Origin of the sequence: Paucibacter sp. B2R-40 (assembly GCF_025717555.1) — a bacterium.
Lineage (GTDB): Bacteria > Pseudomonadota > Gammaproteobacteria > Burkholderiales > Burkholderiaceae_C > Paucibacter_A.
In genome coordinates this window covers 539,224-550,568 of sequence record NZ_JAJIRP010000002.1, presented here as the reverse complement: position 1 = coordinate 550,568, position 11,345 = coordinate 539,224, and the positions used below count along the sequence as shown (strand labels likewise).

The 11,345-nt window shown below is 63.0% G+C and carries 11 protein-coding genes; 4 read left to right on the top strand and 7 right to left on the bottom strand.

Features of this window, described 5'->3' with window-relative positions; all coding sequences use genetic code 11:
• The first annotated feature begins 133 nt into the window (after window positions 1-133).
• On the top strand, window positions 134-652 hold the full coding sequence (gene rbp / locus LNV09_RS06290) for an RNA-binding regulator (protein WP_263556229.1): 519 nt from the start codon (window positions 134-136) through the stop codon (window positions 650-652).
• 72 nt (window positions 653-724) lie between these two features.
• Here the strand turns inward: rbp and LNV09_RS06285 are convergent, their stop codons facing one another.
• The 5 genes from LNV09_RS06285 to LNV09_RS06265 all read right to left on the bottom strand — a co-directional run bounded on the left by LNV09_RS06285 (window position 725) and on the right by LNV09_RS06265 (window position 6,339).
• On the bottom strand, window positions 725-3,040 hold the full coding sequence (locus LNV09_RS06285; RefSeq protein ID WP_263556228.1) for a carbohydrate binding family 9 domain-containing protein: 2,316 nt from the start codon (window positions 3,038-3,040) through the stop codon (window positions 725-727).
• Between the two features lie 242 nt (window positions 3,041-3,282).
• Window positions 3,283-4,056, bottom strand: a complete 774-nt coding sequence (locus tag LNV09_RS06280) for an SDR family oxidoreductase (RefSeq protein WP_263556227.1) — start codon at window positions 4,054-4,056, stop codon at window positions 3,283-3,285.
• A complete protein-coding gene (lptC, locus tag LNV09_RS06275) occupies window positions 4,053-4,754 on the bottom strand; it encodes an LPS export ABC transporter periplasmic protein LptC (protein ID WP_263556226.1) in 702 nt (233 codons plus the stop codon). The genes LNV09_RS06280 and lptC overlap by 4 nt, the downstream gene beginning before the upstream one ends.
• 11 nt (window positions 4,755-4,765) lie before the next feature.
• Window positions 4,766-5,350 (bottom strand): KdsC family phosphatase, encoded by a 585-nt coding sequence (locus LNV09_RS06270; protein ID WP_263556225.1) that lies wholly within the window; start codon window positions 5,348-5,350, stop codon window positions 4,766-4,768.
• Window positions 5,350-6,339, bottom strand: a complete 990-nt coding sequence (locus LNV09_RS06265) for a KpsF/GutQ family sugar-phosphate isomerase (protein WP_263556224.1) — start codon at window positions 6,337-6,339, stop codon at window positions 5,350-5,352. Before LNV09_RS06265 ends, LNV09_RS06270 begins: the two co-directional genes overlap by 1 nt.
• 75 nt (window positions 6,340-6,414) lie before the next feature.
• Between LNV09_RS06265 and LNV09_RS06260 the strand changes: the two genes are divergently transcribed.
• Entirely contained in the window at window positions 6,415-7,179 is a 765-nt protein-coding gene (locus LNV09_RS06260; RefSeq protein WP_263556223.1) for a spermine/spermidine synthase domain-containing protein, read from the top strand.
• On the opposite strand, the gene LNV09_RS06255 is transcribed toward LNV09_RS06260, so the two are convergent.
• A complete protein-coding gene (locus LNV09_RS06255; protein ID WP_263556222.1) occupies window positions 7,173-7,694 on the bottom strand; it encodes an ABC transporter ATP-binding protein in 522 nt (173 codons plus the stop codon). The two genes, LNV09_RS06260 and LNV09_RS06255, sit on opposite strands and share 7 nt — an antisense overlap.
• Here LNV09_RS06255 and LNV09_RS06250 point away from each other — a divergent pair.
• Entirely contained in the window at window positions 7,693-8,667 is a 975-nt protein-coding gene (locus LNV09_RS06250) for an alpha/beta hydrolase (RefSeq protein ID WP_263556221.1), read from the top strand. The two genes, LNV09_RS06255 and LNV09_RS06250, sit on opposite strands and share 2 nt — an antisense overlap.
• 7 nt (window positions 8,668-8,674) lie before the next feature.
• Window positions 8,675-9,232 carry an urease accessory protein UreE gene (locus LNV09_RS06245; RefSeq protein WP_263556220.1) on the top strand — a complete coding sequence of 186 codons (558 nt, stop codon included), beginning with the start codon at window positions 8,675-8,677 and terminating at the stop codon, window positions 9,230-9,232.
• A gap of 8 nt (window positions 9,233-9,240) precedes the next feature.
• Here the strand turns inward: LNV09_RS06245 and LNV09_RS06240 are convergent, their stop codons facing one another.
• Window positions 9,241-11,310: a TonB-dependent receptor plug domain-containing protein gene (locus tag LNV09_RS06240; RefSeq protein WP_263556219.1), complete on the bottom strand. Its 2,070-nt coding sequence runs from the start codon at window positions 11,308-11,310 to the stop codon at window positions 9,241-9,243.
• Window positions 11,311-11,345: the final 35 nt, after the last annotated feature.

Genomic DNA, 11,345 nt, shown 5'->3' with positions numbered 1-11,345 from the left:
TGCTGAGGGTGTGCGTAGCTGGACCCTTCGCCCATAATCGTTTACCTGTGTATGGAAGCCGCACCTTCGCTTGAATGGTTCAGGATGGGTTGAAGCTCCGCATGGTTTTTTTGGTATTTGAAAGGGCTTCCCCATGGGAAACAAGCTTTACGTTGGCAATCTTGCCTACAGCGTGCGTGACGAGACACTGCAAGAGGCATTCTCGCAATTTGGTCAAGTGACATCTGCAAAAGTCATGATGGACCGTGACACCGGCCGTTCCAAGGGCTTCGGCTTTGTGGAAATGGGTTCTGATGCCGAGGCGCAAACCGCCATCAACGGCATGAACGGGCAAGACATCGACGGCCGTGCCATCGTTGTCAACGAGGCTCGTCCTCGTGAAGAGCGTCCAGGCGGCTTCGGTGGCGGCGGTGGCCGCTCCGGTGGCGGCGGTTTCGGCGGCGGCGGTGGCCGTTCCGGTGGTGGCGGCGGCTACGGCGGCGGCGGTGGCGGTGGCGGCTACGGTGGTGGCGGCGGCGGTTACGGCGGCGGCGCTGGTGGCGGCGGTGGCCGCTCCGGTGGCGGCGGCTACGGCGGTGGCGGCGGTGGCCGTTCCGGCGGTGGCGGCGGCTACGGCGGCGGCGGTGGCCGTTCGGGCGGCGGCGGCTATTAATTAGCCCCCAGATCGCTCAGCGAGAAAAGGCGCCTTCGGGCGCCTTTTTCATTGGGCGAAGCGTTCCTGCGATCAGGGCTGAAAGGCGAAGGCGGCTTTGGCAAACAACTCGGTGTTGCGCAGCTGCGCGGCCTTGTCCCGTGCCGAGACAAGGCCCAAACTCAACACCCGCGACAAACCAATGCGGTGCTGGAATACCAACGAGAGGTGGCGCGAGCGCTCGTCTGCGGCTACTAAACTCGACTCCGCCACACGCTCATAGCGGGTCTGTTGTGCGATCGCGCGCAACGAGTCGCGGGCGCTCAGATGCAGCACCAGCAAGGTCTGCGCATTGGCTTCGGTATAGCTGCGCTGACCTAATGAGTTACGCACATAGCTTTGGCCGAGTTGCTGCTCCAGCTCCAGCCAGGCGCCCCAGGGCAAGGGACTGCGCAGCTTGGCCTGCAGCATCAGGCTGGCGCCGCGCCCGAGGCGATCAGCCTCGACGTCTAGGCGCTGACCCCAGCTCCAGTCGGCGCTCAGCAAGGTCAACCATGCGTTGGGATTCGACTCAAAACCGAGGTTCAGGGTGCGCGGCTGATGCAATGCTCCACCGCTGCGCGCGCGTTGCTGGTCCAGGCCCAAATGGCCCCAGACTCCGGTATTGCGTGCCGCCGCCAACCAGAAGCCTGGCTGCACTTGCCGCTCAATCACCTCGCCGGCTTTGATGCCTTGCTGGGGGTCATCCAGCGTTTGCGCCTGCATCAGCTTGACTTGCAATTCCAGCTCATGGGTCTCAAGCGCGGCCCAATCGCCGAGCGCCGGCAAGGCCAATGTCTGCCCATGCAAGCGCCTGTTCAGATGGGCGGTCGCGCGGCGCAAGCCGGTTTGACTGACGAAACCGTTGTCATTGGCAAAACGCGCGCTCGCCTGCTCGTACTGTGCGCTGTTGTTCCAGTCTTCGTTGCGGCGCCGCCATTCGATCCAGAGCTTGTGGCCGGACTCGGCCGAGATGCGCGTCAACTGGCCATTGGCGTCAAAGCCTGCGCTGGTGCTTGACGCCAATAGATGGCCGCGCAGCAGATCGGTGTCTCCCAAGGGCGCGGCGAAGTCGCTGCCCAGCACTCTGTTGTTCGCGCCATTGCCGTAGTCGCGCTGGGAGGCAAGCAAACCCAAGCCAAGTGCTTGGCCGCCCGGCTCGAGCTGCAGTCTGGTGCGCGCAAAGCTGGCATTGGAGGCGACGCTTTGCGCGTAGTTCCGTGTGCCATAGGCGTTAGCTCGATAGATCTGGCCGCCGCCGGCATCCCGCAGGCTCAGCATGGTTGCTTCGGCCGAGGCGCCGCGCCAAGTTGCCCGCAAGCCCCAGTCGGGGTCGGTGATGGCGCGCGAGTAAAAGGCCGCCAGGCTTTGCTGCTCGTGATCTTCTTCGGACTGGCTTTGCCCGACCACATCGGTGCTCTCCAGAAAAAAGCTGCGCTTTTCCTGCACGCTCAAGGCAAAGCGGGTGTTGCCGGCCAGTTGCGGGGTGTCCAGCTCGACCTGCGAGAAGTCGGGGTTGAAGGTCGCGTCGATCACCCAGTCCGCACGCGGACGCCATTTCAGTTCGGCACCCAGCGACAAGCTGCTGTGCTCGTGCCGGCTATTGGGGTCGGACGCGCGCTCCTGGCGCGCCGTCAGCTCGGGGCGAATGCTCAAGAAACTGCGCTCTCGCACCTGCTCGACCAGATCGCCCAGCCCGCCCAGGGGCTGCAACTCGGCAATGAAACTGAGCGAGTCTTTGGTCAAGGGCGCGCTGACGTCCAAGCTGCTGCTCTCGCGTGGCGTATTGCGCGCCACCATCAGCAGCCAGGGCGCCCCATCGGCATAGGGGAAGCGCAAGGCCGCCAGTGGCCAGCGCAGCTCAACGCTGTAGCCATCGGGCAGCAGTTGTACTGCCGCTTGCAGGTCGAAATCGGGGGCGAAGTCTTCGCTGTCATCATCGGCGCTGAAGAGGCCGTCGGCGATCACGCCGGCCGCGCTGACGCGGGCGAACTGCGCCGAGCGGCGCTGGCCCACCGGGTCCAGCACCACCGACACAAAGTCCTGGTCTCGCCGCACCTTGTCGCGCCTTGAGAGCGGTGCACGGATCAGCTCGGGCGCCGGGTCATAGGCCCTGATGCCAAAAATCAGCGCATCTTCGGTGAGCAGCACTTGTACGGTGGTGCGCCAACGAGCGGGCAGCTTGTCTTGCGGCAGGTACTGCACAAATTGATCGAAGCGTGGCGCGCGTTGCCAAGTGGCTTCATCGAGACGGCCATCGATCTGGATGGCGGCCTCGCCGGGCTGCAGGCGCAGTGCTTCGATTTTGCCGAAGGCGTGGCCCGACAGGCCGAGGGCAGCCACGGCCAAGCCATAGAACAAAGTTTTCATGTGTTGACAAGCCAGAGGGCACGTGCTTTTGAGCAAGGTGCAGAGCTAACACTTGTGCGGCGACTCGCGCGGCACCGTTGGAACTCCAAAAAAACGCAGATCAAACAATGATTGCGTCGAATGGGGTCGCTAGCAGGGGTGTAGAACTTTCATCATGCTGGCCTCCTGGCCTGCGGCGAATATGCCGCAGCTATTCGTTTGGCTTGTCGGCCGGCAGTGTAATGGTTTTTTTCTGCCAGCTTCTATTCGGCCTGCCGGTGCTTGCGGGGCCGGCCGGCCAGCAGCCGATCGAACAAGGCATTCGGCAACAGGCGCAAGAGCCGCGCCACCAACCCCATCTGCCAGGGGATGACGCGAAAACTGGCACCCTCATTGACGACCTGAAATGCGCGCGCCGCGAAGTCCTCCGGCTGCATCAAAAACGGCATGCTGTAGCGGTTCTCGCGCGTCAGCGGGGTGTCGATATAGCCCGGCGCAATCGTCACCACCTTGACGCCGTAAGGCCGACATTCGCCGCGCAGGCTTTCGCAATAGCTGATCACCGCCGCCTTGCTGGAGCAATAGGCGGCGTGACCGGGCAGGCCGCGAATGCCGGCCACGCTGGCGATGCCGACCAAGGCGCCGCTGCCGCGCTGCAGCATTGGCGTGATGAAGGGCTGGAAGGTCGCGGCCAGGCCGATATTGTTGGTCGCGTAAACACGCCGCATCACTTCGAGGTCATCAAAGATGGCACTGTCGATGCCGACGCTAATGCCGGCATTGGCGATCACGACATCGGGCAGACCCTGCGCAGCGATGCAGGCTTGGCCTGCCGCTGTGATGGCGGCAACATCGCAAACATCGGCGCCGTAGATGGCGTAGCGTGCTGGGGTCAGGTCTTGCGTCTGCGCCCAAAGTTGCAGATCGCTGGTGCGCCTGGCCACCAGACCCAGGCGCCAGCCGGCGCGGTAATACTGCAAGGCCAGTGCCTGGCCAATGCCGCTGGACGCACCGGTGATATAGACCAAGCCGCTCATAGTGTCTTTGCCTTCCTGCTTGCCTGGTTTGATGCTGCAGCGTCAAAGCGAGCTTGGGTGCGGCCGCCAAAGCTCAAGCGGCTGGTCAAATATTCAAACTCAAAACTCTGCGCCTTCAACTCTGCGCCGGCGTAGTTCAATTGCACAGGCAGGTGTGAGCGCAAGATTTCGGCGTTGGCAAAGGCCTGCAGAAACTCGCCGCGCACCTCCAATTTGGGGCCGCCCGCTGGCTTGCCTGCCGGCACGGGATCGAAGCGCTGTACATGCACGCCGCCGAGCAGTTGCACCTCGCTGCCATCGCTATTGCTGATGGCGCGATTGGCGGTCGCCAGCGTCAGGCCGCCATCGGCGCCGAAGCTGCGCAGGCTGATGCCGTCAATCTCCAAGGTATCGGTGTCGGGGTAATGACGCAGGACCCGTCCTTCGATGCGCACCCGCATCAGGCCGTCGGCTGCGATCCTTTGCAGATCAAAATTCTTCATCTCGTAGTCCGCCTCATGGCGAGGCGGCGGCAGCACGTCTACCCCGTCAGGCGAGGGGGTGTTCTTCAGCAGCCACCAAGTGCCGCTGGCCAGCAAGGCCATCAGCAAGAGCGGCAAGAAACTGGCCAAGAAGGACTGCAGACGCCACAACCAGGTCTTGGCCAGGCGTGGCCGGCTTGAAGCCAGCGGCGGTGCCAAGCGAGGCGACACTGGCATGCCTGCTGGCATCAGGGCGCGCCTCCGTCCAGCGTGTCCAGATGGCTGTTCAGCAATAGCTGGTAGCGCCCGCAGGCTTGCAGCATCAAGTCGCAGCACTCGCGCGCCGCGCCATGGCCGCCCGCTGCCTGGGTGACGTAATGTGCGACCGCCTTCACCTCCGCATGCGCTTGCGCCGGCGCGCAGGCAAAGCCGACACGGGTCAGCAACGGTAGATCTGGCCAATCGTCGCCCATCGCCGCCACCTCGGCCCATTGCAGGCCGAGCCTGTCCAGGATGGGCTGCGCCACCGCGTATTTGTCCTTGGCCCCGTAGGCCGCGTGTTGCAGGCCCAGATCAGCGACGCGGCGGCGCACGGCGGGGGAGTCGCGTCCGGTGATGATGATGGGCGTGATACCGGCCTGCGCCAGCAGCTTCAGGCCATGGCCGTCCAGCGTCGAGAAGGCTTTGAAGCTCTCGCCTTGCTCGCCGATATAGATGCGGCCGTCGGTCAGCACGCCGTCCACATCGAAGATCGCCGCCTTCAGGCCCAGGCCACTGCCTTGTGCCAACAGCAAAAGCTCGGGTGCAAATTTCAAAGCCGCTTGCAAGATCATCAAATCACCTTGGCGCGCATCAAATCATTGATGGTGATGGCACCTTGCAAACGCTGTTCGGTGTCGACCACCAAGACCACGGTGATGCGCGCGGCTTCCATCAAATCGGCCGCATCCACCGCCAAGGCTTCGGCCGCGACGGTGCGAGGATGCTTGGAGCAGACATCGGCCGCTGTCAGACCGCGCAAGTCCTGACCCTTTTCAATCAAGCGGCGCAAATCGCCGTCGGTGAAGATGCCCTGCACGCGGTCCGCGTCGTCCACCAGGATGGCCACGCCCAAGGCCTTGGCCGACATCTCTCGCATCAAGTCGGTGAACTGCGTAGCGGCGGCGACGCGCGGCAAGTCTGCACCCACCCGCATCAGGTCGCGCACATGGGTCAAGAGCTTGCGGCCGAGTGCGCCGCCGGGATGTGAGCGGGCAAAGTCCTCGGCCTTGAAGCCGCGAGCATCCAGCAGCGCTACGGCCAGTGCATCACCCAAGGCCATTTGCGCCGTGGTGCTGGCGGTAGGCGCCAAATTGAGCGGGCAAGCTTCTTCGGCGACGGCGCTGTCGAGCACGATATTGGCATGACGAGCCAGGCTGGATTCGGGCTTGCCCGTCATCGCCACAATCGTCACGCCGAGACGCTTGAGCACGGGCAGGACGACATTCAACTCATCGCTTTCCCCCGAATTCGAGAGCGCCAGCACCACATCATTGCGCGCCACCATGCCGAGGTCACCATGGCTGGCCTCGGCTGGGTGGACGAACAAGGCCGGCGTGCCGGTCGAGGCCAAAGTGGCAACGATCTTGCGCCCGACATGGCCGCTCTTGCCCATACCCATCACGGCAACCCGCCCTGGGCAGTTCAAAACGGCCTGCACCGCTCGTGCAAACTCGCTGCCCAGGCGCGGCGCCAAGTCCTGCAAAGCCTGGGACTCGATCAACAAGGCCTTGCGGGCGATGTCGACGGCGCGGGAGGGGTCAAATGAAGGTGCTTGCGTCATGGGTCGAAGTATATCGACGGGGTCAGGCCGGGCCGACAAACTGTGCTGCCAGCTCGATCGGTTACGCTCGGCGGGATGCTCAAGCCAGCCGCCGATCCTCACTGTCAACCGTTTGTGTTGGAGACGCCGGTCTCCACCAGCTTGCATTTCTCGTTCGCGTCGATCCAAAGCCGCATGGACGCGAGCCGGCCCGACGCGCTGGAGCTCGACTACACCGCTTTGATGATGGGCTTTTTGCTGTTCCAAGCGGCGCCCAAGCGCATTGGCATGATCGGCCTGGGTGGCGGCTCACTGGCGAAGTTTTGCGCTCGGCACCTGCCCGCCAGCCATATCGAGGTGGCCGAGATCAATCCCCATGTGATCGCCTTGCGTGAGCGCTTCAACGTGCCCGCAGACGGCCCGCGCTTTCAGGTCCACTGTGTCGACGGGGCCGATTTTGTGCAGCGGGCGGTCGGCTGTTTTGATGTCTTGATGGTGGACGGTTTCGATCTGGGTGGCACGCCGCCGGCCTTGTGCTCGCAGCGCTTTTACGACGACTGCTTTGACGCACTGCAAGAGCAGGGCCTGTTGGTGCTGAATTTGCACAGCGGTCATATCGACTACGCGCTGCATCTGGCGCGCTTGCGCCAGCGTTTTGCTGATCAGTTGCTGCGCATAGGCCTTGAGGCCAGTGGTAACAGCATTGTGCTGGCCTGCCGCGGTGACCTGCTGGCGCGCCTGCGCGGCTCCTTGCTGCGCCGGCCGCCAGACTTCAACGAGCAGGCTTGGCTTGAGTTGCTGCCTGCCTTCGAGCGGGTGCGTGCAGCATGGCTGAAATGGCAGGCCGATTCGGATCAGTGAAAATCGTAAGAGAGCTGCACCATCACGCCCGAGTTGCCCAGCAGATTGGCCTGCACCGCCGTCTCTTTGTTGAAGGCCCAGCCGAGCGAGAGCAAAACGCCGGGCGAGAAGCCGCCGTGGTTGAACGGCACTTTGTTTTGGTACTCGCCCTTGTAGCCGTAAAGTATGCCGGCCGACCATTGGGCAAACAGCTGCGGCGTGCTGAACAAATCGGGATAGCGCTTGCCGACATAAACATAGCCGCTGGGCTGGCCGAAGGAATTGCTGAAATACGATCCACCCCAGAGCCAACCGTCGTCGGCCTGGCGCTCGCCGCCTATGGCCCAGACGTAACGGTGCTCATCGCTGTAGTGAAAATGATAGCTGTAGGGCGACACGACCAAGCGCCAATGGCCGGGTGCGGCCAGGTCGAACACGCCTTCGGCGCGGGCGCCAAAAGGCGAGGCGAACGCGCAAGCAGCGATGATCAAAGGGGCAAGTAGCTTGACCGAGGGTATTTTGGGCAGACAAATCATGGCGCGCATTCTCGCTGAAACTTATTTCATATGGCGATTCCAACAACGATCACTCGGTGCATTGCTGCTGGTGTGGGTTGTTGCGTCGAACTTGAGCGGCTGTGCTTGGTGGAGTGTCAAGGAGCGCGAACTCGCGCTGCGGCCGTCGCCGGGTCGGCCTGTGGCCTATGCCAAGGACGGCGTCGGCCTGCGCGCCGGCGACCAGCGCTTTTTGCAGGCGGTGACGGCCGAGGACGGCAGCCCACAGCAATTGGCGCTGTGGTGGCTGCCGCATCCCGACCCGTCCGCGCCGACGCTGCTGTATCTGCACGGCACGCTGCGTAATCTGTACGGCAATCTGCCCAAGATCGAGGCTCTGCGCGACGCGGGCTTTGCCATCGTCGCGGTGGACTACCGCGGCTGGGGTGACAGCACGGCCTTGATCCCGTCGGAGGCCAGCATCGATGCGGATGTACGCACGGCATGGGCCGAGCTGCTCAAGCGGCAGCCGGATGCCAACAAGCGCGTGGTGTTCGGCCATTCGATGGGCGGTGCGGTCGCGGTGACGCTGGCCAGCTCGCTGCAGCAGGGTAAAGACTATGGCGCGCTGGTGCTGGAATCGACCTTTACCCGCCTACCGGATGTAGCGGCCGAGGCCGGCATGCTGGGGAAAATTGGTGCGGCCATCACCCGTTTGGAGTTCGATTCGCAGAGCAAGATTGGCCGCGTTGATGCGCCGATCTTGATGCTGCATGGCTCGGCCGACCAGACCGTGCCGGTCGTGCTGGGCCGGCGCCTGCGCGATGCGGCACCCAAGGCCAGCACTTGCTGGGTCGAAATCGAAGGCGGTTCGCACAGCCGTTTGCACAGCGAGTTTCCGCAAGCCTACCGGCAGGCGCTGCAGGCCTTGATCGCCAGCATCCAGACCGGCGCACCCTGGCCCGGCGAATGCCGTACAGTCTTGCCCCACATCCCTGCCACGCTTGCTGAATAGATACATCATGTTGATCATCAATAAATTACTTCCCCAAGGTGCCGGTCTCGCACCCGTGCTGCTCAAGCGTGCGGGCGTGTTGTCGCTGCCCTTTGCCGCGCGCCAACACCACGAAGCGAATCTGAGCGACGGTCAAGGCGCCGAGCTGGGCCTGCGCCTGCCCGTCGGAGCGACGCTGCGCGATGGCGATGTGCTGGTGGCCGAAGATGGCTCGCTCTTGCGCGTCGAGGCGGCGCCAGAGGCCTTGCTGCAGGTGCGCGCATCGGCCAAACAAAGCCTGGCCGATCTGCTGCGTCTGGCACATCAGCTGGGCGAGATGCATGTGCATATGGAAGCCGCCGACGACCACTTGCGCCTGCCGGGTGATCCGGAGTTGGCGCAATGGCTGGAGCGTCAGGACTTTGCCTTGGCGCCGCTGGAGGCACCGTTCGATCCGCTGCCCCTGCTCAGCCAACTGCCCGAGGTGATCGCGCAGCAGCATGAGCATGGCCACGCCCATTCTCACGCCCATGACCATGATCACAGAGGCCATGTGCATGGTCCCGGCTGCAATCACGGTCATTGAGCGATGGTTCAGAACTTGTAGTCAAGCCCCACATTGGGCGTGATGCCGAGTTCGACATTGGACCTGCGCTTCTTGTAGTCGGCCGTGTAGGTATAGCCCGAGATATTCTTCTGCGCATAGGCATTGAGCAACTCGTAGTAGAAACTCAGGTTCGGTGAATAGACCTGGTCGACGCGCAGATCCAGCCGGTGATAGGAAGGCAAGCGCTCGGAGTTCAGGTCGCCGTAGATGGGCTTGACTCGACCGTCCGGATAAGTGCCGGTGCCGACCACCGGCGTGAACAAGTTGCCGCTGTGATAGCTCCACTTGGCGCCGAACTGCCATCTGTCCGAGTACTTGTAATTGCCGACCAGGTTGACCACCACCGGCTGGTCGTACTCGAACTTGAACTCATGCCCGGTTACATCGTTTTGGCGCCTTGCCTTGGCCAGGCTGACCGACAGCCAGCCCGATAGCTTCGAGTTGGCCAGCGCATCCTTCTTGATGAAAAGCTCCACGCCGCTGGCGTCGCCGCTGCCGCCGTTGATGTAGTTCAGCGTCGGGTCGGCGACCACGAAGTTGTCGAACTTCTTCTGGTAGACCTCGGTCTTGACGGACCAACCATCGGCCAGCGCCTGGCTGACGCCCAGCACAGAATGGGTGGCCTGCATATGGCCCAGCTTGGGGTTGCCCAAGTTCTGCAAGACCTGCAGGCCATCGGGGAACTGGTTATGTTTGCCCCAAGCCATATTGAAGGTGGTGTTCTTGAAGGCGCGCCATTCCAGGCCCAGGCGGGGCTCGGTGTAGTTGCGATTCAAATAGCCGTCACGGGTGAAGTGCAGGCCGGCGGTGGCGGCCAATTCGGGCGTGAGTTGCCAGCGGTCCTTGGCGTAGAAGATCGAGTAATTGACCTTCAGCTCATCTTTGAACTTCTTGCGCTCGGCGCTGGTCAGGTCACAGGCCGGATCGAACTCGGTGCAGCGCGCGTCGAGCAGGTCAAGGTCCAGTTTGTATTTCTGGGCGAACAGGATGGTGCCCAGCGCCACATCGTGATCTTCGCCCAGGCGCAGCCGCAGCTGGTCGCGCACGAAGAAGTTGTCGACCTTGACGTCGGCGTCCGCCGCCGAGCCGAATTTGCCCTGGCTGCGCGAATCCATATGGCCCACGGCCAGCTTGTTGCTGACGCGCGCGTTGAGCTTGTTGTCCCACACCACGGCCTGTGTGTTGCTGGACTCCTTGGACTTGGAGTCGCCGGCCAGCGCAGGGTCCTGGATCGCCATATCGGTATCGGCCGGCACCGTGAATTTGATCTGGTCTTGCGCGCCGGTGGCGTGAAAGCTCAAGGTATTGCTGTCGTTCAAGCGCCAGCTGTACTTGCCCTGGTAGTCCTGAAACTTGGGCATGGTGTAGATCACGCCGCTGTCTTTATCGGTTTGCTTGCCGCGGATCAGCAGGTCGATATAGCTCTTCTTGGCCGCGAAGTAAAAGCTCTGGTTCTCCGTCACCGGTCCTTCAACCAGCACATCTGCGCCCAGTGCGCCGACGCGGATCTGCCCTCCGAGACGATCTGCGCGCGGCTGGCGCAGCGTGATGTCGACAATGCCGCCGTGCACATCGTCGAACTCGGGCCCAAATGCACCTGTGTAGAGCTCGAACTGCTTGACCAGCTCCGGGTGCACGGTGCTCAAGTAACCGCCTAAATGGTAGACATAGCCGACCGGCAGGAAGTCGATGTAGTAGGCGTTGTCGCCGGGGCGCGAGCCGCGAATCGCCGGCGCAGCATTGCTGTCGCTGGTGGCCACCACGCCGGGCAGGCTTTGCAGCGCTCGCATGGGGTCGCCGCTGGTGCCGGCTACTCGGCCCAGCTCCTCACCACTCATCACCGTTTTGGACGCTGGCACACGATTGGACTGGACGATGACCGGTGCCAGCTGCTCGGGGTCGTCCTTCTTGGCGACGTCTTCGCTCGCCTGTGCCAAACCATAGGGTGCCAGGCTGCTGCCCCAAATGGCCAGTAGTGCCAAGGTCAGTTGGTGGCGATGCGGCATTGCGCGAAGGCCCGGCCGGGTGGTGCGGCGCTGATGACTGCTGCTGTGCATATATTCCCTCAAGGACTCAAAAAGTTGGCGCAGTC

What these genes read in the sequence shown, in the direction of transcription:
- lptC (WP_263556226.1), bottom strand. Translation starts at nt 4,754, where the DNA reads ATGCCAGTGTCGCCTCGCTTGGCACCGCCGCTGGCTTCAAGCCGGCCA.
- LNV09_RS06285 (WP_263556228.1), bottom strand. Translation starts at nt 3,040, where the DNA reads ATGAAAACTTTGTTCTATGGCTTGGCCGTGGCTGCCCTCGGCCTGTCG.
- LNV09_RS06265 (WP_263556224.1), bottom strand. Translation starts at nt 6,339, where the DNA reads ATGACGCAAGCACCTTCATTTGACCCCTCCCGCGCCGTCGACATCGCC.
- rbp (WP_263556229.1), top strand. Translation starts at nt 134, where the DNA reads ATGGGAAACAAGCTTTACGTTGGCAATCTTGCCTACAGCGTGCGTGAC.
- LNV09_RS06270 (WP_263556225.1), bottom strand. Translation starts at nt 5,350, where the DNA reads ATGATCTTGCAAGCGGCTTTGAAATTTGCACCCGAGCTTTTGCTGTTG.
- LNV09_RS06280 (WP_263556227.1), bottom strand. Translation starts at nt 4,056, where the DNA reads ATGAGCGGCTTGGTCTATATCACCGGTGCGTCCAGCGGCATTGGCCAG.
- LNV09_RS06245 (WP_263556220.1), top strand. Translation starts at nt 8,675, where the DNA reads ATGTTGATCATCAATAAATTACTTCCCCAAGGTGCCGGTCTCGCACCC.
- LNV09_RS06250 (WP_263556221.1), top strand. Translation starts at nt 7,693, where the DNA reads ATGGCGCGCATTCTCGCTGAAACTTATTTCATATGGCGATTCCAACAA.
- LNV09_RS06255 (WP_263556222.1), bottom strand. Translation starts at nt 7,694, where the DNA reads ATGATTTGTCTGCCCAAAATACCCTCGGTCAAGCTACTTGCCCCTTTG.
- LNV09_RS06260 (WP_263556223.1), top strand. Translation starts at nt 6,415, where the DNA reads ATGCTCAAGCCAGCCGCCGATCCTCACTGTCAACCGTTTGTGTTGGAG.
- LNV09_RS06240 (WP_263556219.1), bottom strand. Translation starts at nt 11,310, where the DNA reads ATGCACAGCAGCAGTCATCAGCGCCGCACCACCCGGCCGGGCCTTCGC.